The 21,908-nt window shown below is 69.1% G+C and carries 18 protein-coding genes and 2 tRNA genes; 15 read left to right on the top strand and 5 right to left on the bottom strand.

Annotated elements, in window-relative coordinates; translation table 11 throughout:
• The first annotated feature begins 78 nt into the window (after positions 1-78).
• The 6 genes from cimA to H7F38_RS21645 all read left to right on the top strand — a co-directional run bounded on the left by cimA (position 79) and on the right by H7F38_RS21645 (position 5,585).
• The gene (gene cimA, locus H7F38_RS21670; protein WP_187091718.1) at positions 79-1,761 is read left to right on the top strand and encodes a citramalate synthase; all 1,683 of its coding nucleotides are present in this window, start codon (positions 79-81) and stop codon (positions 1,759-1,761) included.
• 73 nt (positions 1,762-1,834) lie between these two features.
• The gene (locus H7F38_RS21665; RefSeq protein ID WP_187091717.1) at positions 1,835-2,623 is read left to right on the top strand and encodes a fumarylacetoacetate hydrolase family protein; all 789 of its coding nucleotides are present in this window, start codon (positions 1,835-1,837) and stop codon (positions 2,621-2,623) included.
• A 211-nt stretch (positions 2,624-2,834) separates the two neighbouring features.
• Positions 2,835-4,343, top strand: coding sequence for a glutamate--tRNA ligase (gene gltX / locus H7F38_RS21660; protein ID WP_187091716.1), 1,509 nt, complete (start codon positions 2,835-2,837; stop codon positions 4,341-4,343).
• A gap of 2 nt (positions 4,344-4,345) precedes the next feature.
• Positions 4,346-5,203 carry an HAD family hydrolase gene (locus H7F38_RS21655; protein ID WP_187091715.1) on the top strand — a complete coding sequence of 286 codons (858 nt, stop codon included), beginning with the start codon at positions 4,346-4,348 and terminating at the stop codon, positions 5,201-5,203.
• Positions 5,204-5,358: 155 nt separating this feature from the next.
• Positions 5,359-5,430 (top strand) — tRNA-Gln (locus H7F38_RS21650).
• Positions 5,431-5,509: 79 nt separating this feature from the next.
• Positions 5,510-5,585: transfer RNA gene (locus H7F38_RS21645), tRNA-Glu, on the top strand.
• A 301-nt stretch (positions 5,586-5,886) separates the two neighbouring features.
• Here the strand turns inward: H7F38_RS21645 and H7F38_RS21640 are convergent.
• Positions 5,887-6,588 (bottom strand): IclR family transcriptional regulator, encoded by a 702-nt coding sequence (locus H7F38_RS21640; protein ID WP_187091714.1) that lies wholly within the window; start codon positions 6,586-6,588, stop codon positions 5,887-5,889.
• A 117-nt stretch (positions 6,589-6,705) separates the two neighbouring features.
• Between H7F38_RS21640 and leuC the strand changes: the two genes are divergently transcribed.
• The 3 genes from leuC to H7F38_RS21625 all read left to right on the top strand — a co-directional run bounded on the left by leuC (position 6,706) and on the right by H7F38_RS21625 (position 9,667).
• Entirely contained in the window at positions 6,706-8,118 is a 1,413-nt protein-coding gene (gene leuC, locus H7F38_RS21635) for a 3-isopropylmalate dehydratase large subunit (protein ID WP_187091713.1), read from the top strand.
• Positions 8,119-8,207: 89 nt separating this feature from the next.
• A complete protein-coding gene (leuD, locus tag H7F38_RS21630; RefSeq protein WP_187091712.1) occupies positions 8,208-8,801 on the top strand; it encodes a 3-isopropylmalate dehydratase small subunit in 594 nt (197 codons plus the stop codon).
• A 254-nt stretch (positions 8,802-9,055) separates the two neighbouring features.
• On the top strand, positions 9,056-9,667 hold the full coding sequence (locus H7F38_RS21625) for an HU family DNA-binding protein (RefSeq protein WP_187091711.1): 612 nt from the start codon (positions 9,056-9,058) through the stop codon (positions 9,665-9,667).
• A 148-nt stretch (positions 9,668-9,815) separates the two neighbouring features.
• Here the strand turns inward: H7F38_RS21625 and H7F38_RS21620 are convergent, their stop codons facing one another.
• Together H7F38_RS21620 and H7F38_RS21615 are read right to left on the bottom strand one after the other, a co-directional pair.
• A complete protein-coding gene (locus tag H7F38_RS21620) occupies positions 9,816-10,844 on the bottom strand; it encodes a bifunctional NUDIX hydrolase/histidine phosphatase family protein (protein WP_187091710.1) in 1,029 nt (342 codons plus the stop codon).
• A gap of 10 nt (positions 10,845-10,854) precedes the next feature.
• Positions 10,855-13,170: an RNA degradosome polyphosphate kinase gene (locus tag H7F38_RS21615; protein WP_370531402.1), complete on the bottom strand. Its 2,316-nt coding sequence runs from the start codon at positions 13,168-13,170 to the stop codon at positions 10,855-10,857.
• A gap of 267 nt (positions 13,171-13,437) precedes the next feature.
• Between H7F38_RS21615 and H7F38_RS21610 the strand changes: the two genes are divergently transcribed.
• The 3 genes from H7F38_RS21610 (at position 13,438) to H7F38_RS21600 (ending at position 16,394) form a co-directional block, all read left to right on the top strand.
• Positions 13,438-14,205: a 1-acyl-sn-glycerol-3-phosphate acyltransferase gene (locus H7F38_RS21610; protein ID WP_255498110.1), complete on the top strand. Its 768-nt coding sequence runs from the start codon at positions 13,438-13,440 to the stop codon at positions 14,203-14,205.
• Positions 14,202-15,242: an NAD(P)H-dependent glycerol-3-phosphate dehydrogenase gene (locus tag H7F38_RS21605; protein WP_222618246.1), complete on the top strand. Its 1,041-nt coding sequence runs from the start codon at positions 14,202-14,204 to the stop codon at positions 15,240-15,242. Before H7F38_RS21610 ends, H7F38_RS21605 begins: the two co-directional genes overlap by 4 nt.
• A gap of 72 nt (positions 15,243-15,314) precedes the next feature.
• Positions 15,315-16,394: a D-alanine--D-alanine ligase family protein gene (locus H7F38_RS21600; protein ID WP_187091709.1), complete on the top strand. Its 1,080-nt coding sequence runs from the start codon at positions 15,315-15,317 to the stop codon at positions 16,392-16,394.
• A gap of 235 nt (positions 16,395-16,629) precedes the next feature.
• On the opposite strand, the gene H7F38_RS21595 is transcribed toward H7F38_RS21600, so the two are convergent.
• Both H7F38_RS21595 and H7F38_RS21590 read right to left on the bottom strand, forming a co-directional pair.
• Positions 16,630-17,211 carry a DUF3515 domain-containing protein gene (locus H7F38_RS21595; RefSeq protein WP_187091708.1) on the bottom strand — a complete coding sequence of 194 codons (582 nt, stop codon included), beginning with the start codon at positions 17,209-17,211 and terminating at the stop codon, positions 16,630-16,632.
• 37 nt (positions 17,212-17,248) lie between these two features.
• Positions 17,249-17,482 (bottom strand): Lrp/AsnC ligand binding domain-containing protein, encoded by a 234-nt coding sequence (locus H7F38_RS21590; RefSeq protein WP_187091707.1) that lies wholly within the window; start codon positions 17,480-17,482, stop codon positions 17,249-17,251.
• 358 nt (positions 17,483-17,840) lie between these two features.
• On the opposite strand from H7F38_RS21590, the gene H7F38_RS21585 reads away from it, so the two are divergent.
• From H7F38_RS21585 to H7F38_RS21575, 3 genes are read left to right on the top strand one after another with little or no spacing between them, the layout of a single operon-like run.
• A complete protein-coding gene (locus H7F38_RS21585; protein ID WP_187094883.1) occupies positions 17,841-18,776 on the top strand; it encodes a thiamine-phosphate kinase in 936 nt (311 codons plus the stop codon).
• A 26-nt stretch (positions 18,777-18,802) separates the two neighbouring features.
• Complete coding sequence (locus H7F38_RS21580; RefSeq protein ID WP_187091706.1) at positions 18,803-19,477, top strand: uracil-DNA glycosylase; 675 nt, start codon at positions 18,803-18,805, stop codon at positions 19,475-19,477.
• Positions 19,474-21,786 carry a molybdopterin-dependent oxidoreductase gene (locus tag H7F38_RS21575; RefSeq protein ID WP_187091705.1) on the top strand — a complete coding sequence of 771 codons (2,313 nt, stop codon included), beginning with the start codon at positions 19,474-19,476 and terminating at the stop codon, positions 21,784-21,786. The genes H7F38_RS21580 and H7F38_RS21575 overlap by 4 nt, the downstream gene beginning before the upstream one ends.
• The last annotated feature ends 122 nt before the right edge of the window (positions 21,787-21,908 follow it).

Here is a 21,908-nt window from a genome sequence, read left to right as displayed (position 1 = left end):
CGACGAGTGGGATGCACGCTGCCGTGCCCGCCCACGGGTCGGCCCGCTCGACGTTCCCCACCTCAGGAGTTCCGCGACATGAGTACTACCGCACCCGCAACGCCGCGGTCGGGCCTGCCGGCGTCATCGCTGCAGCTCTCGCCGCTGGGTGATGCGTTCCATGTCTTCGACACCACGCTGCGCGACGGCGCCCAACGCGAGGGCATCACCTACTCCGTGGCCGACAAGATCGCCGTGGCGACACTGCTGGACGAGCTCGGCGTCGGCTTCATCGAGGGCGGATGGCCCGGTGCCATGCCCAAGGACACCGAGTTCTTCGCCAGAGCTGCTGCCGGAGAACTCGCCCTGACGTCGGCGCAACTGGTCGCCTTCGGGTCGACCCGCAAGGCCGGCGTGCGGGCCGGCGACGACCTGCAGGTGCGTGCTCTCCTGGACTCCCAGGCACCGATCATCACCCTGGTGGCCAAGTCCGACGTCCGGCACGTGGAACGCGCGCTGCGCACCACCCTCGAGGAGAACCTGGCGATGGTCGGCGACACCGTCGCCTACCTGGTCGGCGAGGGACGGCGGGTCTTCCTGGACTGCGAGCACTTCTTCGACGGCTACGCGCATGATCACGACTACGGCATCCGGGTGGCCGAGGCCGCCGTGGAGGCCGGGGCGGATGTCATCGTCATGTGCGACACCAACGGCGGCATGATGCCGGTCGGCCTCCACGGGGTCGTCGCGGAGGTCAGGGACCGCACCGGTTTCCGGCTCGGCATCCACTGCCAGGACGACACCGGGTGTGCCGTGGCCAACACCATCGCCGCGGTCCAGGCCGGGGTCACCCACGTCCAGTGCACCGCCAACGGCTACGGGGAGCGGGCCGGTAACGCGGACCTGTTCGCCGTCCTGGGCAATCTCGTGGTGAAGATGGATCTGCCGGTGCTGCCCGACGGCCGCCTCAGCGAGATGGTGCGCGTCTCGCATGCGCTGGCCGAGCTCGCGAACATCGCCCCCGACTCGCACCAGGCCTACGTCGGGTCCTCCGCATTCGCGCACAAGGCCGGTCTGCACGCCTCGGCCATCAAGGTCGATCCGGAGCTGTACAACCACCTGAATCCCGAGGTGGTCGGCAACGACATGCACATCCTGATCACCGAGATGGCCGGGCGGGCCTCGGTCGAGCTCAAGGCCAAGGAGTTCGGCATCGATCTCGCCGGACAGCCCGAGGTCGTCTCGAAGGTCGTGGACACGATCAAGGCGCGGGAGGCCGCCGGTTGGAGCTTCGAAGCCGCTGACGCCTCCTTCGAGCTGCTGCTGCGCGACGAGATGGCCGCGGCCAACGGCGAGCAGTTGGCCGCGCCGTTCCAGTTGGAGTCCTACCGGGTGATCGTGGAGAACACGGCGAACACCCCGGGGGCCGGCCGTTCTGTCCAGTCGGAGGCAACCGTGAAGGTGCACGTCGGCGGACGGCGGGTGGTGGCCACGGCCGAGGGCAACGGCCCGGTGAACGCACTGGATTCCGCGCTGCGCAGCGCACTGGCCGAGCACCTGCCGGCGCTGGCAGGTGTCGAGCTGGTCGACTACAAGGTGCGGATCCTGGCCGACCACGCCGGTACCGACTCGGTGACCAGGGTGCTGCTTGCATCGACCTCGACGATGGCAGCCGGTTCGCCCGAGTGGACGACCGTGGGCGTTCACACCAACGTGGTCGAGGCGTCGTGGCAGGCGTTGGTCGACTCCCTGGTGTTCGCGCTCCGCCCGTCGTCCGCCTGACCCCACCGGCCCCGGCCCCCGTTCATCTCGGACCCCGTTCACCTCGAAGTCCGTTCGTCCCTAAGGAACCCACATGCGTCTGGCCCGGATCGCCCACCCCACCGGCGTCGCCTTCGTGGTGATCGAGGGGACCGGTGACGGATCGGCCGACACCGACGACCTGGTCGCCAAGGAAATCCTCGATCATCCCTTCGGCGTGCCCGAGTTCACCGGTCGGGAATGGCCCCTCGGCCAGACCCGGCTGCTGGCCCCGATCCTGCCGTCGAAGGTGGTCGCCGTCGGGCGCAACTACGCCGACCACGCCGCCGAGCTGGGCAACGCCGTGCCGGAGGAGCCGCTGATCTTCCTGAAGCCGTCGACGTCGGTGATCGGTCCCGGCGCCCCGATCCTGCTGCCGCCTTCGTCCTCGCGGGTGGAGTTCGAGGGCGAGCTGGCCGTCGTCATCGGCCGTCCCTGCCGTGACGTGAAGGCGGAGAACGCGCAGTCGGTGATCCTCGGCTACACGGTGGCCAACGACGTCACCGCCCGCGATCTGCAGCGGGCCGACGTGCAGTTCACCCGGGGCAAGAGCTTCGACTCGTTCTGCCCCATCGGCCCGTGGATCGAGACCGAACTGGACCCGACGGACGTCGAGATCCGCACCGAACTCGACGACGAGGTCAAGCAGGACGGCCACACCTCGGACATGGTGCACAGCGTCGCCGCCCAGATCGAGTTCATCTCGGCGATCATGACGCTGCTGCCCGGGGACATCATCCTCACCGGCACGCCGGCCGGCGTCGGTCAGATGGTGGCCGGACAGACGGTTTCCGTCACCGTCGAGGGCATCGGCACCCTGACGAACCCGGTCCTCGATCGCTGACCCGTCTGCTTCGTCGTCGCGCTGATCAGCTCAGCCGAAGGCCCCGCCGGCGCCGCCCGCGCCGCCCGCGCCGCCCGGTGTCGCGCTGATCAACTTCGTCCGCGCTCATCATCGGGTTGACTCCTGTCACTTCAGTCCCAGAATCGCAACGTTGACGAGCGCAGGCGATGTTGATCAGCGCGGCGGAGCGCCCAGATAGGCTGGGGTGGTTATGACTGACCTCCTGAGCACACCCGTCCGTCCCGTTCGCGCCCGCTTCTGCCCGTCACCGACGGGGACCCCGCACGTCGGGCTCGCCCGTACCGCGCTGTTCAACTGGGCTTTCGCCCGGCATCATCACGGCACGCTGGTCGTCCGGATCGAGGACACAGACGCGTCACGGGATTCCGAGGAGTCCTACCAGTCGCTGATCGAGGCGATGAACTGGCTGGGCATCGACTGGGACGAGGGACCGATCGTCGGTGGACCGCACGCGCCGTACCGGCAGAGCCAGCGCCGTGACATCTACCTGGATGTGGCCAGGCGTCTGCTGGAGGCCGGCCATCTCTACGAGTCCCACTCGGTGGTGGAGGACTACACCGCCCGTCATCTGGCCGCCGGTCGCGATCCGAAACTCGGGTACGACAACTACGACCGCGTTCCCGACGAGACGCTGATCGCAGCGGCGATCGCGGCCGGCCGGGCCCCGGTGCTGCGCCTGCGGATGCCCGAGCGCGACATCACCTTCGACGACATGGTGCGCGGGACGGTCACCTTCCCCGCCGGTTCGATCCCTGATCCCGTCATGGTCCGGGGTAACGGAGAACCGTTGTACACCTTGGTGAATCCCGTCGACGACGCGCTGATGGGCATCACCCACGTGCTCCGCGGCGAAGACCTGCTGCCCTCCACGCCACGCCAGATCGCGCTCTACGAAGCCCTCGCCGAGATCGGTGTCGCGCAGTACACCCCCGAATTCGGACACATGCCGTTCGTGACGGGGGAGGGCAACCGCAAGCTGTCCAAGCGGGATCCCCAGTCCAACCTCTTCCAGTACCGGGATGACGGGTTCATCGCCGAGGGGATGGTCAACTATCTCGCCCTGCTCGGCTGGTCGTTGGCCGAGGACCGCGACATCTTCACCAGGGACGAACTCGTCGCGGCCTTCGACGGCCACCGCATCTCGGGAAATCCGGCGCGCTTCGACCGCAAGAAGGCGGAGGCGATCAACTCCACCCACCTCCGGATGCTGACCCCGGGCGACTTCGCGGCGCGGTTGACCTCCTACGTGGTCTCCTCCGGCCGGCTTGCCGGAGGTGCGGGGCTGAGCGCGACGCAGCACAGCCTGATCGAGCAGGCCGCGCCACTCGTCCAGGAGCGCTGCACCCTGCTGTCCGACGCCGCCGAGATGATCGAATTCCTGCTGGTCGCCGAGACCTCGTTCGAGGTCGACCCGACTGCCGCGGTGAAAGTGCTGAAGCCCGATTCGGCGCCGGTCCTGGCTGCGGCGGTCGCCGCGCTCGAGTCGCTCACGGGGTTCGTCGCCCCCGACATCGAGCAGGCACTGAAGGCCGCCTTGATCGAGGGACTGGGGCTGAAGCCGAAGGTCGCCTTCGCCCCGGTGCGGGTCGGGGCCACCGGCCGGACGATCTCACCTCCGCTGTACGAGTCGTTGGAACTGCTCGGACGCGACCGGACACTGCTGCGGCTACGCGCTGCTCAACAACTGGCCGAGCGCTGAACGTGGGTCCACCCACGTCCGACATCGGTGTGCTCTTCGACATCGACGACACCCTGGTCGATTTCGCCGGGGCCGCACGGTCCGCTCTGCTGGAGGTCGCGGCCTCCTTCGCCCTCGCCGCGCGTGGCGCCGCTGGCGCGCCGCCCGGAGCCGTCGCCGCGCACCGCGCCGGTGCCGCACATCGCGCGGACGGTGTGGGGAGACCTTCGCGCCAGGAGGTCGGCGAGCAGGTCCTGAGCTGCTGGGAAGTGGTCAGCGAGCGCGAGTACGGCCGGTTCCTGGCCGGCGAGCTGTCGTTCGACGACATGCGGCTCGCCAGGATGACCGAACTGTTGCGCGAGATGGATCCCTCCGGTGTGCTGGGGCTCGATCCGGCGGAGCTGGAACTGCTGCGCAACGAGTCGATCTTCACCCACTACCGCCCCTACGACGACGTCCCGCCCGCGCTGGAGCGGTTCCGTTCGGCCGGCGTCACCGTCGGGGTGGTGTCCAACAGTGATGGTGACCACCAGCGGCGGAAGATGGCGGCGGCCGGCCTCGATCACCTGATGGCCGCTGCCGTCTTCTCCGGTGATCTCGGAGTCTCCAAACCCGATCCGGCGATCTTCGTGGCCGGCGCCGCCGCCCTCGGGCTTCCCGTCGATCACGTGGTCTACGTCGGGGACAGGTGGGCGACCGACGCCGTCGGGGCGCTGAGGGCCGGCCTCTCCGCGGTCTGGCTGAACCGACTCGAACTCCCACGGCCCGCCGGCGCCGCGGACGACCTCGGATCCGTTCCGGGGAGCGCTGATCGACTGGCCGAGCTGACCGGCCTCGAACCCCTCGACGCCGAGTTCGCCCGCCGGCTCGTCACGCGTTGAACCGGTCGCCGATCGTGGTCGGGATCGTTGCGCGTCAGGGCAGGCGAGGTGGCGATCCACACCGAATTGGCCGGGGCGCGTCGGGGCTGTAAGATGATTCCTCGGTGCCTTCTCCGGCTGTCCTTCGCCTCAGATCGCCTGCAGTGAAACAGCTTTGGGGTATGGTGTAATTGGCAACACTAGGGATTCTGATTCCCTCATTCTAGGTTCGAGTCCTAGTACCCCAGCTCACGTGTCGCTTCCCGGAGCGATCATCCCGGCCGGAGGCGGCATCACGGGATGGTAGTGTTTGCGAAGTAATTCTAGGGCCCCGTCGTCTAGCGGCCTAGGACGCCGCCCTCTCACGGCGGTAGCGAGGGTTCGAATCCCTTCGGGGCTACCAGCATTTCCAGCACGGCCCGGCTGCGGGCAGCGATCAGAGCCACCTTCTCCTCCGGGGATGGTGGCTCTTCTCGTGGCGGTCGCTTTCCAGGTGGCGCCGAGACCGGATCGACCAAGCCGGTCGACCGGGCCGAGGTCGTTGTCGCGGGGTGACCGTGGCGGGGTGACCGTCGCCGCGCGAGCAGGTCAACCGGTCTGCACGGTGAAGTGGACTCCGGAGAACCCGGCCCCCGCCAGGCGGTGACGTCCGCGGTCACCTCCTCGGGTGCACCGTCCGGTCGACAAGGCTCCCGAGGATCGGGTCACAGGCGCGCCGTGAGGGCCTCCGACGCCTCGATCAGGTCCCCCGCCCACAGAGCGCCCGGTCGCCGCCCGATTCGCTCCACCGGTCCGGACACCGACACGGCTGCGATCACCTGCCCCTGACGGTCCCGGACGGGCGCGGAGACCGAGGCCACCCCCGGCTCGCGTTCCGCGACCGACTGCGCCCACCCTCGGCGGCGGACCTCGGCGAGAACCCTGTCGGTGTAGGTGGCCTCCAGCAGGATGGCCCTGGCGGTCGCCGGATCCGCCCATGCGGCCAGTACTTTCGCACCGGAGCCCGCCGTCATCGGCAATCTGGTGCCCAGCGGGACGGTGTCCCGCAGTCCAGAGGTCGGCTCGGCCACCGCGATGCAGATCCGCGCCAGCCCGTCCGGCCGGTAGACCTGCACGCTCTCGCCGGTGCGATCGCGCAACCGGGGCAGCACGTCGGTGCAGGCGGTCACCAACAGGTCGGGGGCGCCGGCCGCGAGGACCGCCAACAGGGGCCCCGGCCGCCACCGTCCGTTGGCGTCCCTGGCGAGCAGGCCGTGCACTTCCAACCCCACCGCCAGCCGATGCGCGGTCGCGCGGGGCAAGCCGGTGGCGGCGCACAACTCGGCCAGGCCACTGGGTGCCGCGGTAGTGGCCCGCAGCACCTGCACCGCTTTGTCCAACACACCGATGCCGCTAGACTGTCCCATGGAGCGATACTACGTTCCCGTATGTTGGGATCGATACCGCGATGCCCGAGTAGCACCGATCACCACCCGTCGCGCACCGTCGCGCGCGGCGACCGACAGCTCCGAGAAAGGCCGGCCATGGGGCGCACTCTCGCCGAGAAGGTTTGGGAAGCACACGTCGTGCACCGGGCGGAGGGCGAGCCCGATCTGCTCTACATCGATCTCCACCTCATCCACGAGGTGACCAGCCCGCAGGCCTTCGAAGGTCTCAGGCTGGCCGGCCGGCCCGTCCGCCGGCCGGATCTCACCCTGGCCACCGAGGATCACAACGTTCCGACCATCGGCATCAATCTGCCGATCGCGGACGAGGTCTCCCGCACCCAGATCGAGAAGCTCCGGACCAACTGCGCCGAATTCGGCGTCCGGCTGTTCCCGATGGGTGATGCCGAGCAGGGCATCGTGCACGTCGTCGGACCGCAGATGGGGATCACCCAGCCCGGGATGACGATCGTCTGCGGTGACTCGCACACCTCGACGCACGGTGCCTTCGGTGCGCTCGCCTTCGGCATCGGTACCAGCGAGGTCGAGCACGTGATGGCGACCCAGACGCTGCCGCTCAAACCGTTCCGGACCATGGCGATCACCGTCGACGGCGAACTCGCCCCCGGCGTGACGGCGAAGGACATCATCCTGGCCGTCATCGCCAGGATCGGGACCGGTGGAGGCCAGGGCTACGTGCTGGAGTACCGCGGTTCGGCCATCCGGGCCCTCTCGATGGAAGCGCGAATGACGGTGGCGAACATGTCGATCGAGGCCGGTGCCCGCGCGGGCATGATCGCCCCGGACGACACGACCTTCGAGTACATCAAGGGTCGACCACATGCCCCTCAGGGCGCCGACTGGGACGCGGCCGTGCAGTACTGGTCGTCATTGCCCACCGACGAGGACGCTGCTTTCGACGCCGAGGTGATCCTGGACGCGGCCACCCTCTCGCCCTTCGTCACCTGGGGCACCAATCCGGGACAGGGGTTGCCGCTCTCCGCATCGGTTCCGGACCCGGAACTGATCGTCGACGACAACGACCGGGCGGCGGCCGAGCGGGCCCTGGAGTACATGGGCCTGACGGCCGGCACGCCCCTGCGTGAGATCCGGGTCGACACGGTGTTTCTCGGATCCTGCACCAACGGGCGCATCGAGGACCTCCGGGCTGCCGCCGACATCCTCCGGGGTCGGCACATCGACCCCGGCCTGCGGATGCTCGTGGTGCCCGGCTCGATGCGGGTCAAGGCGCAGGCCGAAGCCGAAGGGCTGGACCAGATCTTCACCGACGCCGGCGCCGAGTGGCGCAGCGCCGGATGCTCGATGTGCCTGGGGATGAACCCGGACCAACTCGCGCCGGGCGAGCGCAGCGCGTCCACCTCGAACCGCAACTTCGAGGGCCGTCAGGGCAAGGGCGGGCGGACCCATCTGGTCTCGCCGCTGGTGGCCGCGGCCACCGCGCTCCGCGGAACCCTTTCCTCACCCGCCGATCTCGTCGCGGCCGACGCCTGAGCCAGTCGATCGCGTTGACATCGTCCCCGCCCCGATCCATCCCGCCCCGGTCGCCCCGCCTGGACCGGCCCATCGCAGGAGTCTTGACCATGGAAGCGTTCACCACTCACACCGGCATCGGGATCCCGCTGCGCCGCAGCAATGTCGACACCGACCAGATCATCCCGGCGGTGTACCTCAAGCGGATCACCCGCACCGGCTTCGAGGACGGGCTGTTCGCGGCCTGGCGCAACGACCCGACCTTCGTCATCAACCAGCCCGCCTTCGCCGGCGGCTCTGTGCTGGTCGCCGGTTCCGACTTCGGGACGGGATCATCACGGGAGCACGCTGTCTGGGCCCTCATGGACTACGGGATCCGGGTCGTCATCTCACCCCGCTTCGCCGACATCTTCCGCGGCAACTCTTCCAAGGGTGGGCTGGTCGCCGCGCAGGTCTCGGAGTCCGACGTCGAGCTGCTCTGGAAGCTGCTGGAGAACGAACCGGGCACGGAGGTGACGGTTGATCTGAAGGAGCAACGGATCTCGGCCGGGTCCCTGGTGCTGGACTTCGAGATCGACGCGTACACGAAGTGGCGGTTGCTGGAGGGGTGGGACGACATCTCTTTGACCCTGCGACATGCCGATGAGATCACAAATTTTGAAAATTCTCGGCCGGCCTTCAAGCCGGTCACCACGCCCGTCTGACCGCCTGGTGCCCTGACCTGGGTATACGGCGAAAGCTATTGCAGCACACAGTATTTCAGGGTAGTGCCAGCGCCATCGGCCGAGATCTGCGGTCGGTGGCGCTGTCGTGTCGGGGGCCTGGAACAGCCGAAATCCGTTGTCAATGAACGGATCGACGGGAGTGGTGTGTTGGCATTCTGGGCATTTCGGGCCTACCGTGGGCGTCCAGTCGGCCTCTTCATCCACGAAAGGGCCGGGAAGTCCTGGGAGGGACCGTGAACAAGACCGATCTCATCAACCAACTCGCTCTACGGCTCGATGGGGACAAGAAGGTGGCCCAGACTGCGGTCGAGGGCTTCATCGATCTCGTCCAGCGGGAAGTGCAGCGAGGCGAAAACGTATCGATCTCCGGATTCGGCGTTTTCGAGAAGCGGGCGCGTGCAGCCAGAACGGCACGCAACCCGCGCACGGGGCAGGCGGTCAAGGTCAAGAAGACGACCGTTCCGGCCTTCCGTCCCGGCAAGTACTTCAAGGACGTCATCGCCGGCACGGTCAAGCTCCCGAAGGTGACGGCCAAGCCGACCACCGCCCGGGCGGCCGCCGCTCTGGCGAAAACACCGGTGGCCGCCAAGGCTCCCACCGCTCCGCGCACCCGCGCAGCAGCGGTCAAGCCCGCTGTCGTCGCCGCTCCGGCGAAGCCGGCTCCGCGCGCCCGCGCGGCGGCAAAGCCTGCTGCTGCACCGGCTCCGGTGGCCAAGGCGCCGCGCGCCGTCGCCGCGAAGGCGGCTCCGGCGAAGGCCGCTGCCGCCCCGAAGGCACCCGCGGCCAAGGCAGCTCCCGCGGCCAAGGCCCCGGCTGCGCGTCGGGCGCCGGCCAAGAAGAAGTAGGCACGACCCGGCAGTCAGCAGTACCCGGCACGCGACGCCGCATCGACGTCAGGATCGCCCGGCTCTCCTGGAGAGCCGGGCGATCGGCGTCATCCCCGGGCGGTGGTGCGCCGCACGGACGCCGAGACCGGCGCCGGCTGCGAGGGACTCAGACGGCCGGGCTCGGATACGGATCTGCCTGGACCAGTCTGCGGCCGTCGAAGCTCAGCAGCCAGAAGGCCCCCTTGGGTGTTCCGGTCCGCGGCACCGTGACATCGGAGCGGCCGGCGAGAGACTTGACCACACCCGGGATGACACCGCCCTGACTGCACGCGACCACCGTGCCCGGTGGTGGCGCCCAGCCCGCGGCGCCGCCGGCATCCTGGGTCTCGGGAGCATCAGGGCGCGGAAGGTTGGTGGTGAAGACCGCCGGCCTGTCGGGCATTCCACCGGCCGGACCCTGCCCGGCCGCCTTCGGGGAGTCCAGGGCCGTCGGCGTCCGGGCCATGGTGGCGAGCTCGACCAGGCGTCCGCGGGCTGCGGCGGGGTCGTCGCGATAGGCGTCCTCGGCGAGCAACGGCTCCAGCACGACCGTCGTCTGCAGGGCGGCGGCCAGCGGAGCCACGGTGGCCGAACACCTCTCGACCGGGGCGCTGTGCACGGGACCGGGTCCGAACGGCATCAGCTGGGCCACCAGGGCCTGAGCCTCCCTGCGGCCCTTGGCATCCAGTGGTCGCAGGGCGTCGAGGCCCTCGAACGACTCCCGATGGCCGGCGCGCCCGTGGCGGACCAGGAGCACGCCCGTCAGATCAGGTCGCTCCAGCGAGAACGTGTCCAGCACTGCCTTGTCGAAGTCGTAGGTCATCCGGCTCCTCGCCGTCGCCACGGGTAGCCATTCGAGCCGGTCGACCTCCTTGTTCGGGGCGAAGGCGCCGGAGCGGGACCTGGCCACGAAGTACTCCACGGTCTTGGGCCCGCCGGCCACCGAATAGGACACGGTGGTCAGCGCCCGGCCGATTGCGCAGGCGAACCCGGTCTCCTCCCACACCTCTCGCCAGGCGGTGACCTGAGAACTCTCTCCGGGCTCGGCCTTCCCCTTGGGAAGCGACCAGTCGTCATACCGTGGACGGTGAACCAGAGCCACCCGGACGCCGTGCTTGCGGGAGGGTCTCCAGAGCACGGCGCCGGCAGCTCTCACCGGCGGAACGTCATTCCGCACCAGCAGCCCCTCGACGCAGCAGTTCGGTCTGCAGGTCGCGGCCGGGCCCGTCGACGGGTGACTTGCTCCAGCCGTCCGGCCCCAGGACCCAGCACTTGGTGTCGGGCCGTGCGATGGCGGCGAGCAGTGCGCTCATCCGGTCGGTCGCCACCTTGTCGGTGATCCGTACCAGAGCCTCGACCCGCCGGTCGAGGTTGCGGTGCATCATGTCCGCACTGCCGATCCAGTACTCCTCGTGGCCGCCGCCGCCGAAATAGAAGATCCGGGAGTGCTCGAGGAAGCGCCCGACGATCGACCGGACGGTGATGTTCTCGCTCAGGCCCGGCACTCCGGCCCGGAGCGCACAGATCCCGCGCACCGTCAGATCGACGGTGACGCCGGCCCTCGAGGCCCGGTACAGCGCGTCGATCACACCCTCGTCGACGATCGAGTTCATCTTGAGTCTGACCACCCCACCGCGGCCCGCATCGAAGTGCTCGATCTCCCGTTCGATCCGCTCGACGATGCCGGTGCGGATCGAATGCGGTGCGACCAGCAAGTTTCGGTACTCGGTCTGTCGGGAGTAACCCGTCAGGACGTTGAAGAGGTCGGTCAGGTCCGCCCCGATGTCGTGGTCGGCGGTGAGCAGTCCGAGATCCTCGTAGATGCGGGCGGTCTTCGGGTTGTAGTTGCCGGTACCGATGTGGCAGTACCGGCGCAGGGTGTTCCCTTCCTGGCGGATGACCAGAGCGGTCTTGCAATGGGTCTTGAGCCCGACCAGGCCGTAGACCACGTGGACGCCGGCACGTTCCAGGGCCTTGGCCCAGGTGATGTTGGCCTGCTCGTCGAACCGGGCCTTGATCTCCACCAGGGCCACCACCTGCTTGCCGGCCGCGGCCGCCGAGATCAGCGCGTCGACGATCGGGGAGTCGCCGGAGGTCCGGTACAGGGTCTGCTTGATGGCCAGCACGTGCGGGTCGGCCGCGGCCTGCTCGATGAAGCGCTGCACGGTGGTCGCGAACGACTCGTAGGGGTGGTGCAGCAACACATCCGAGTCGCGCAGGCGTGCGAAGACGCTCTTGGGCTTCTCGCCCTCGGTGAAGGCCGGGTTGGTGGCCGGCACGAAGGGCGGATCCTTCAACGTCGGCCGATCCAGCCCGTAGAGCTGCATCAGGCTCGAGAGGTCCAGCAGGCCAGGCACTTCCACGGCATCGGACGGATCGACGTCGAGTTCGCTGATCAGCAGATCCAGGATTCGCTCGCTGGTGGTGTCGGTGATCTCCAGGCGCACCGGGGGACCGAAGCGGCGACGTGCGAGCTCGCGCTCCAGCGCCTGCAGCAGGTCCTCGTCGCGGTCTTCCTCGACGTCGAGGTCGGCATTGCGGGTGACGCGAAAGATCTGGTGCTCCATCACCTCCATGCCCGGGAAGAGCTCGGCGAGGTGTGCGGCCAGCAGGTCCTCGATGGGCAGGAAATCCAGCACGCTGCGACGGACCCGGATGAACCGGTCGACGTTGTTGGGCACCTTCACCCGTGCGAACCGTTCCGCGCCGGTCTCCGGGTCCCGCACGATGATGGCCATGTTCAGGCTCAGTCCGGAGATGTACGGGAACGGGTGGGCCGGGTCGACGGCCAGCGGCGTCAGCACCGGGAACACCTGCGAGGTGAAGTAGTCCGCCAGCCGCGCCCGGTCCTCGACGTCGATGGAACTCCACCGGACGATGCGGATCCCGGCCTCTTCCAGGGCCGGCATCACCTCGTCGGTGAAGCACCGTCCCTGCCGTTCGACGAGTGCCTGCGCGCGGGCCGAGATCAGGGCGAGCTGCTCCGACTGGGTCAGTCCGTCGGCGCTGGCGAGCGCAAGCCCCATGTCGCGTCGCCGCATCAGGCCGGCCACCCTGACCATGTAGAACTCGTCGAGATTGGAGGCGAAGATCGCGAGGAACTTCGCCCGCTCCAGCAGGGGCTGGTCCGGGTCCTCGGCAAGGGCGAGGACGCGTTCGTTGAAGTCCAGCCAACTGAGCTCACGGTTGAGAAAGCGGTCGGCCGGCAACGGCAGGGCGTCATGGATCACGACGGCCGTGTCGTTCTCGGGGGTGTGGAAGGGCTCGACCGACACGGCGTCGATCTGGGCTTCCTCCTCCGGCTCCCGTGGCGTCTCCAGGATCTCGGCCACCGCCGCACGTGACTTGGAGGTGGCACGCGGAGTGGCGGCCGCGACGGCAGGTCGGGCGGCCGGGACGGCGGGAGGTTCGGCCTTGACCGCGGCGAGGGAAGGTCGTCTCCGCGCCGGGGTCGGCTTTCTGGTGGTGGTCACGCCGGTCATTGTTCCGCGCCGGATGCCGCCCCGGCCATGCAGGTCGGTTAACGCAGGGCAACAGGTCGATGAAGGCAGCGAGTCGGGCCAGTTGAGACGGGGTGGGCTGGGCCGGACGAGTGACGCGGGCGACACCGTCAGGAGCCGGTCGTCCTTGACCACCAACGGCTCCCACCGCCACCACTAGGGTGAATGCACGCCCCGCACGGGGCGTGGGTGGTCTTGGAGCAGCCCCGCAGCCGACAGGTCGGCCGGGATGCGTGAAAAGGAGTCGGCGTGCGTCGTCGCGGACCGGTGTTCGAGAAGGCCAACGGCTGGATCAGATTCTGTGAGTTGGTGATGTTCCCGCTCACCCGGATTCTCGGCCGGCGCAGTTTCGAGGGGATGGAGCACGTCGCCGTCCCCGGGCCCGTACTTGCGGTCGCCAACCACATCTCCCAGCTCGACCCGATCTACACCGCCGTGTACCTGCGCCAGTCCGGTCGCATTCCGCACATCATGGCCAAGGCGTCGCTCTTCAAGATTCCGGTGATCGGCAGGACCCTGACCGGAACCGGCATGATTCCGGTGGAGCGCGGCGGCGGTCACGGGCAGATCGGCCTCAATGCCGCGATCGCGTCCCTCAACGCCGGCCACATGGTGCTGATCTACCCGGACGGGACGGTCACCCGCGATCCCGACAACTGGCCGATGAAACCGAGACCGGGGGTGGCCGCGATGGCGATGGCCGGGGACTTCCCGGTGGTGCCGGTCGTGCACTGGGGCACCCAGGACGTCTACGTTCCCTACGTCAAGGGCGGATTCCACCCCTTCCCGCGCAAGGACATCCGGGTAGTCGCCGGACCACCGGTCGACCTGTCGGCCTTCCGGGGCAAGCCGGTCGACGCCCGCCTGCTCAGGGATGTCTCCTACGTGATCCAGGGCGCCGTCCGGGATCTGCTGGCCCAGGTACGCGGCGTACCGGCGCCGGTGGAGTTCTACGACCAGAAGAAGGCGGACCGGCTCAAGGCCAGGGCCGAGGCGGCCGAGAATCCGGATCGGTGAGGCCCCTCCACGACGGGACACCCACCACCGGAACGGCTCTGGGCCGCGTCGCCGTGCTCGGGGCGGGATCCTGGGGGACCACCTACGCCAAGGTGCTGGCCGACGCCGGGCGTGACGTCGTGCTCTGGGCGCGCCGGGAGGCCGTCGCGTCGGACATCACCGCGACCGGGATCAATCACGACTACCTGCGAGGTGTCGTGCTGCCGCAGAACCTCCGCGCCACGTCCGACGTCGACGAGGCGCTGGACGGCGTCGACGCGGTCGCGCTGGGGCTGCCGAGCCAGTCGATGCGGGAGAACCTGACGGTCTTCCGTGACTCGATTCCCGGGGGTGTACCGGTGATCTCACTGGCGAAGGGGGTCGAGATCGGTACGGGCCTGCGGATGAGCGAGGTGATCTCCCGGGTGGGTCGTGTCGAGCCGGCGAGGGTGGTGGTGCTCACCGGGCCGAACCTCGCCGTCGAGATCGCACACGACCGGCCGACTGCCTCGGTCCTGGCGTGCATCGACCACGACGTCGCGATCCAGGTCCAGAAGGCTTGCGCCACCGGCTATTTCCGTCCCTACACGATCACCGACGTGGTCGGCGCCGAGATCGCCGGCACCGGTAAGAACATCATCGCGCTCGCGTGCGGTATCGCCGGCGGTCTGCAGCTGGGACTCAACACCGCGGCTTCCCTGATGACCAGGGGGCTGAACGAACTGACCCGGCTCGGCGAGGCCCTGGGCGGCAACGCTGCGACTTTCGCCGGTCTGGCCGGTCTCGGCGACCTGGTGGCCACCTGCTCCTCGCCCCTGTCGCGCAACCGGACGCTGGGCGGGCGGCTGGCCGCCGGGATGGGTCTGGAAGCGGCGGTCGAGGCCGCCGGCGGTCAGGTGGCCGAAGGAGTGGTGAGCTGCCGCTCGATGCGCGATCTGGCCCACCGTCACCAGATCGACATGCCGATCACCGAAGCCGTCTTCAACGTCTGCTACCACCACATGCCCCCGTACGAGATGATCAGCTCGCTGATGGGTCGTCCCCATTCGCCCGAGTAGTCGCCCGTTCGGCCCCCGGTCGTCCTCGTGTCAGTGGCAATCGCCCGCGCGGTGCCACATTAGGGTTGCGGCATGAATTCCCAGCGGATCAGGGTGGCGGTCGTGTTCGGCGGACGAAGCGGCGAACATGCCGTCTCGTGCATCTCGGCCGGCAGCGTGCTCGGGCATCTGGACCCGGATCTGTTCGACGTCACCGCGATCGGCATCACGACCCAGGGCGCCTGGGTCAGGGTCGAGCCGGATCTCGTGCTGGCCAAGAACGGTCGGACCCTGCCCGCTGTCGCCGGCGGGTCGGCCGTCGTGCTGCCGGCCGACCCGACCTCCGCGTCGCTCGTGCCGCTGGGTGTCGAAGGCCCCTCGCTGGACGTCGATGTCGTCTTCCCGGTCCTGCATGGTCCGTTCGGCGAGGACGGCACCATCCAGGGCCTGCTGGAGTTGGCCGGGCTGCCGTACGTCGGGCCGGGCGTGCTGGCCTCCGCCGCCGGCATGGACAAGGAGTTCACCAAGAAACTGCTGGCCGCCGAAGGTCTGCCCCAGGGTGATCACGTCGTGCTCCGCCCGGGGCGCGCCACGCTGACGGGGCAGGAGCGAGACCGACTCGGACTCCCGGTGTTCGTCAAGCCGGCCAGGGCCGGTTCGTCGCTCGGGGTCAGCCGGGTGGGCAGGTGGGCCGATCTGGACGCGGCCATCGCGCTGGCCCGGGAGGCCGATCCCAAGGTCTTGGTCGAGGCGGCCATGATCGGTCGTGAGATCGAGTGCGGCGTACTGGAATTCCCCGACGGCCGGATCGAGGCCTCACCGACCGCGGAGATCCACGTCGGGCCCGGTGACGACTTCTACGACTTCAACGCCAAGTACCTGGATGACGTCGCCACCTTCGACATCCCCGCGTCGCTTCCGGACGAGATCACCACGCAGATCCAGGATCTGGCGGTCCGTGCGTTCCGGGCACTCGATGCCCAGGGGCTTGCGCGCGTCGACTTCTTCGTCACCGATGCGGGCCGGGTGGTCGTCAACGAGGTCAACACCATGCCCGGCTTCACGCCGATCTCGATGTACCCCCGGATGTGGGGGGCGGCCGGCCTGCCGTACTCGGAGCTGCTGACGGTGCTGATCCGGACGGCCATCGCCCGCGGGACCGGCCTGCGCTGAGACACCTGCTCGATGCTTCCAGCTCGGATGTCGCCGACCTCGTTCCGCCCGGCGCGTCGGAACGTGGTGGGCGCATCAGAAAGTAAAGGGGGCGTCGGAAAGTGGTGTTTCACCCCGACTTTCGGGGAATTGGTGAGGCTTTCCGATGCGCGGCGCCCTCATCCCACCCAACACCCACGACCCCACCCAACCCCCGCTACGACCGCACCCAAACCCCGCAGCGGAATCCGTCGGCCTACCTGGTGTCGGTGGGGAGCAGGACGCCCTTGTTGCAGGGCTGGCGCGCCGGGAGGTTCGCCGAGACGACGTCCGAGATCTGCTGGATCGCAGCGGTCCCCGTCCCGTCCGGAAGCGTCACCGCTATGCGCACCGACCGGTCCGCCGCGAGGTAGGTGGTGTCGGGCAGGCCGTCGTTCGCCAGTTGCAACCAGGCGACCTGATCCACCTGGGTCAACGCCGCGCTGCAATTGAGCTCCTGCGGGGTCTCCAGGCCGCAGCGAAGAATGACGGCCGGGTCCCCCCAGGCCGCGATGCCGTCCCCGCCGCCCTGGACGGGCCGTCGTGCAGAACCGGTGAGCTCGGCGGGCAGCTTCGGCATCAGGGTCTTGCACGCCGCGGAGTCCGCGCCGGGCTGACCGACCGTCGCGACCGGGACCGGCCCGGTGGCGACCACCGGGTTCGCGTTGTTGATAAGACCGAGGGTGACGGCCACCCCGATGGCCAGCACGACCAGCACGAGCGCGGAGACGACCTGCCAGGAGAACGCGGGGTTCCTGGTCGTCCGCCCGAGGTCCGGGGAGGGGCTCGGCTTCGTCATGCTGCCCATGTCGTCCGTCTCCACCTGCTGTCCAGGTTCAGAGCCGAATGACGGGACAGGTCAGCGTCCGGGTGATCCCGGGGACGTTCTGCACGCGGGCGACGACGAGCTTGCCGAGTTCGTCGACGGTATCGGCTTCGGCGCGAACGATGACGTCGTACGGACCTGTCACATCCTCGGCACTGGTGACCCCCGGTAGCTCGGCGATCGCGGTGGCAACCGCTGCTGCCTGCCCGACCTCGGTCTGGATCAGGATGAAGGCCTGCACCACGGTGTGCTCCTGTCTCGATTCTCTGCGCCGACGGTGAAGACGACGGCAGGGGGCGGACGCGGTGGGACCGCGCGCAGTTCGCTGCCCGAGTTTATCGGTCCCGGCGTCCCGGCAACGATCGGAGTGCCTGGGGACACAGCGCCGGGCGGGACCGGTGCAGGTACATCAGGTCGCAGACTCGCGCGCCGATCATCGATGCGGCCACCGGCGTGGGGCACGATGGAGTTCCGGCCGGACGGATCATGTCCGGCAAGACCCGGAGGTGTTCGGCATCAGTACCCCGCAGGCACGAACCGACCGGACCAGCCGTCAGCAACCGGGATCCAAGAGCCTGAACGAGCCCGGCACGCTGGCGGCGATGGGGGAGTTTCCCCTGATCGCCGCCGTCATCAAGGACCAGCCGCAGCTTCCCGGCACGTCGGTCGGTCCGGGCGACGACGCAGCGGTCGTGGCCGCCCCCGACGGCCGGGTCGTCATCAGCGTCGACATGCTCGTCGATGGCGTGCACTTCCGCACCGACTGGGCGACGGGCGAGCAGATCGGGCGCCGGGCGGCGCTGGCGTCGATGGCCGACATCGCAGCCATGGGCGCCGCGCCGACCTCACTGGTGGTCGCGATCTCGGCGCCGGGCACCACCCCCACCGATCTGATTCTCGGCATCGGCAAGGGTCTTCACGAAGCAGCCCACGAGGCAGGCGCCGCGGTCGTCGGCGGGGACATGACCCGCTCGGAGACGCTGACCATCGCGGTGACCGTGCTGGGTGATCTGCAGGGGTCGCATCCCGTGCTGCGGTCAGGTGCCCGACCCGGTGACGAGGTCGCGGTGATCGGGCGGCTGGGTTGGGCGGCCGCCGGGTTGGCTGTGCTGTCCCGTGGATTCCGTTCCCCGGCCGCGGTCGTGGGGGCCTACCGGGTACCGGAGCCTCCGTTGCGGGCCGGCATCACGGCGTCCGCCTCCGGCGCGACCTCGATGATCGACGTATCGGATGGTCTGCTCGCCGATCTCGGACACATCGCGCAGGAGTCGAACGTGTCGATCAACATCCGCCGGGCGGCACTGGACGTGAACACCCGTCTGGTCGAGGTGGCCTCGGCGCTGGGCAAGGATCCGATGGAGTGGGTGCTGACCGGCGGGGACGACCACCCGCTCGTGGCGACGTTCCCGCACGGCGCGACGTTGCCACCGGGTTGGCAGCTGATCGGCACCGTCGGGTCCATCGGGGATCTCGGCGCGGTCGTGACGGTCGACGGATCCGAGCGCGACGAGCCGGGCGGCTGGGACCACTTCCGCTGACCCCGTCTCGCGGTACGGTCGCCGTCATGTCCCGTTCTCTCTCGGAAACCCTCGACCCCGGCTGGGCGGCTGCGCTCGCCCCGGTGACCGGCCAGATCGCGGCGATGGGCGATTTCCTTCGATCCGAGGTAGCCGACGGCCGCACCTACCTGCCGGCCGGCCCGAATGTCCTGCGCGCCTTCCAGGCTCCGTTCGAGGATGTCAGGGTGCTGATCGTCGGACAGGACCCCTATCCGACACCCGGGCATGCGATCGGCCTATCGTTCGCGGTCGACCGCTCGGTCCGTCCGATCCCGCGCTCGCTGGCCAACATCTACCGCGAGCTGCGCAGCGACCTGGGCATCGCGCCACCTGCCCACGGAGATCTGACGGGCTGGACCACCTCCGGGATCCTGCTGCTCAACCGAGTGCTGACCGTCGAACCGGGCAAGTCCGCCTCGCACAAGGGCAAGGGCTGGGAGCCGGTCACCGAACAGGCCATCAGGGCGTTGGTGGCCAGAGGTGGCCCGCTGGTGGCGATCCTGTGGGGCAAGGACGCCCAGACCCTGATCCCGATGCTCGGAAGCGTGCCGCACATCGCCTCGGCCCACCCGTCACCGATGTCGGCCGACCGCGGATTCTTCGGATCCAGGCCGTTCTCGGGGGCCAACGCCCTGCTGGTCGAGCAGGGCGCAGAGCCGGTGGACTGGACGCTCGCGTGACCGGGGACGTCCGTCGCGTTCCGACCGCCACGCACTGGGGCACCTATCTGGCGCGCACCAACGGTTCCCGACTGCTGGGACTCGACCCGCACCCGGACGATCCGGCGCCGACCGGGATCGGCGACTCGGTCACCGATGCGCTGACGAGCCCCGGTCGTCTGACCGTGCCGCTGGTCCGCCGGGCCTGGCTCGACGACGGCCCGGGGCCGGCGAATCGGCATGGCACCCGCCGACGCGGGGATGACGGGTACGTGGCGGTCGACTGGGCCACCGCGTCGTCGCTGGTGGCCGGCGAGATCGATCGCGTCAGGAAGACCTACGGGAACTTCGCGATCTTCGGCGGTTCCTACGGGTGGGGCTCGGCCGGCCGGTTCCACCACCCGCAGTCGCAGGTGCACCGGTTCCTGAACATGGCCGGTGGCTACACCAGATCGGTCGACACCTATTCCTCGGCGGCCATCACCGTGCTGCTGCGCAGGGTGGCGGGCGGTTGGCAGAGCGCGATGGATTCCACCCCGACCTTCGACGAGATCGCCGATCACGGATCGCTTGTCGTCGCGTTCGGGGGTCTGGCGCTGCGGAACAGCCAGGTGAACGACGGAGGGCTGGGGGCGCACACGTCGCCCGGCGCGCAGCAGCGGGCCCGCACGGCCGGAGTCGACTTCGTCTCGGTGTCGCCCCTGCGCACGGACGCGGCGGCCTTCCTGGAGGCGACCTGGCTCCCGGCCCGCCCCGGCACCGACGTGGCGATCATGCTCGGGCTGGCGCACGTGATCGTCAGCGCCGGACGGCACGACCAGGACTTCCTGGACCGGTGCACGACCGGCTGGCCGAGCTTCCGGGACTACCTGCTCGGCCACGACGACGGAGTCCCCAAGACCGCTGAATGGGCAGCCGAGATCTCCGGGCTGCCGGCCGAGACCCTCCGCGCCCTTGCCCATCGGATCGCCACCGAACGGACGGTGATCTCCACGTCGTATTCGGTGCAGCGGGCCGATCACGGCGAGCAGGTGCCCTGGATGGCCCTGACGCTGGCTGCCCTGTCCGGATCCATGGGCCGCCCGGGTGGAGGTTTCGGATGTGGTCTCGGCGCGTTGCACCGCAACGGGATGCGGCTCGCGAAGGTGCCGATCGCGTCGTTCGCCCAGGGTGTCAACAACGTCGCCGACTTCATCCCGGTCGCCCGGATCTCAGATCTGCTGACCAGGCCCGGCCAGGAATTCGACTACGACGGTGGCCGCTACACCTACCCGGACACCCGGCTCGTCTACTGGGTGGGCGGCAATCCCTTCCACCACCACCAGGACCTGAACCGGCTGGCCGAGGCCTGGCAGCATCCGGACACCGTCATCGTTCACGAGCACTTCGCGAACTCGCTCGCCCGTCATGCCGACATCGTCGTCCCAGCAGCGACTTTCGCCGAGCGGATGGATTTCGCAGCCGGCCGTGAGGACCCGTTCCTGATGGCCATGGTGCAGGCCGCCGATCCGCCCGGCGACGTGCTGACCGACTACGCGATCTTCTCCCTGATCGCCGAGAAGCTCGGGTTCGCCGATCGTTTCACCGAGGGTCGCACCGCACCGGAGTGGGTCGACGAACTCTACGAGCGCACCCGCAAGCGTGCCGCCGCCATGGATGTGCAGCTGCCCGACTGGAACGAGCTGGTCGAGGTCGGCCGGTTCGCCCTGCCGGATCTGGACCGACCGGAGAAGCCCTACGTCGCGCTGCGCCAGGATCCGCAGGCCCATCCCATCGATACTCCGTCGGGTCTGCTGGAGATCTACTCGTCGACCATCGGCGGCTTCGGGTACCCGGACTGCCCGCCCCACCCGACCTGGCTGGAGCCGTCGGAATGGCTGGGATCCTCACTGGCGCAGCGATTCCCACTGGCCCTGGTGTCCGGGCAACCGGAGCGGCGCCTGCACTCCCAGTTCGACAACGGCGCGCACTCCAGGGCCGGCAAGGTCCGCGGGCGTGAACCCGTCCTGATCAGTGCGCAGGACGCCGCGTCACGGGGGATCACCGATGGATCCGTGGTGCGGTTGTTCAACGATCGCGGGGCCGTCCTGGCCGGCGCGGTGGTGTCGCCGGACATCCGGCCGGGGGTGGTCCGGTTGTCCACCGGCGCCTGGTACGACCCCCTGACGCCGGGCGGACTCGACGTGCACGGCAATCCGAACGTCCTGACCGCCGACCACGGAACGTCCTCCCTCGCACAGGGTCCCAGTGCGCACACCGCGCTGGTGCAGGTCGAGGCCTGGTCCGGGCCCGTTCCCGACGTCACCGTGTTCGGCGCCATGCCGACCTGACCCCGTCGACCTTGACGCCCCGGCCCACCCGACGTGCTGATCCTCACGTCGCCCGGCCACCACCCACCTCCAGCCCGACGCGGTGGCACACTCGCCGGAGGGCAGGTCGGTGTGGTAGACGC

It is taken from the genome of Nakamurella sp. PAMC28650 (assembly GCF_014303395.1).
Taxonomy (GTDB): Bacteria; Actinomycetota; Actinomycetes; order Mycobacteriales; family Nakamurellaceae; genus Nakamurella.
This window is presented reverse-complemented; position numbering and strand designations above follow the sequence as displayed.

Bases quoted from the DNA above. Each gene is read 5' to 3' on its own strand.
- cimA (WP_187091718.1), top strand. From the start codon at position 79: ATGAGTACTACCGCACCCGCAACGCCGCGGTCGGGCCTGCCGGCGTCA.
- H7F38_RS21665 (WP_187091717.1), top strand. From the start codon at position 1,835: ATGCGTCTGGCCCGGATCGCCCACCCCACCGGCGTCGCCTTCGTGGTG.
- gltX (WP_187091716.1), top strand. From the start codon at position 2,835: ATGACTGACCTCCTGAGCACACCCGTCCGTCCCGTTCGCGCCCGCTTC.
- H7F38_RS21640 (WP_187091714.1), bottom strand. From the start codon at position 6,588: ATGGGACAGTCTAGCGGCATCGGTGTGTTGGACAAAGCGGTGCAGGTG.
- leuC (WP_187091713.1), top strand. From the start codon at position 6,706: ATGGGGCGCACTCTCGCCGAGAAGGTTTGGGAAGCACACGTCGTGCAC.
- leuD (WP_187091712.1), top strand. From the start codon at position 8,208: ATGGAAGCGTTCACCACTCACACCGGCATCGGGATCCCGCTGCGCCGC.
- H7F38_RS21615 (WP_370531402.1), bottom strand. From the start codon at position 13,170: ATGACCGGCGTGACCACCACCAGAAAGCCGACCCCGGCGCGGAGACGA.
- H7F38_RS21600 (WP_187091709.1), top strand. From the start codon at position 15,315: ATGAATTCCCAGCGGATCAGGGTGGCGGTCGTGTTCGGCGGACGAAGC.
- H7F38_RS21595 (WP_187091708.1), bottom strand. From the start codon at position 17,211: ATGACGAAGCCGAGCCCCTCCCCGGACCTCGGGCGGACGACCAGGAAC.
- H7F38_RS21585 (WP_187094883.1), top strand. From the start codon at position 17,841: ATGGGGGAGTTTCCCCTGATCGCCGCCGTCATCAAGGACCAGCCGCAG.
- H7F38_RS21580 (WP_187091706.1), top strand. From the start codon at position 18,803: ATGTCCCGTTCTCTCTCGGAAACCCTCGACCCCGGCTGGGCGGCTGCG.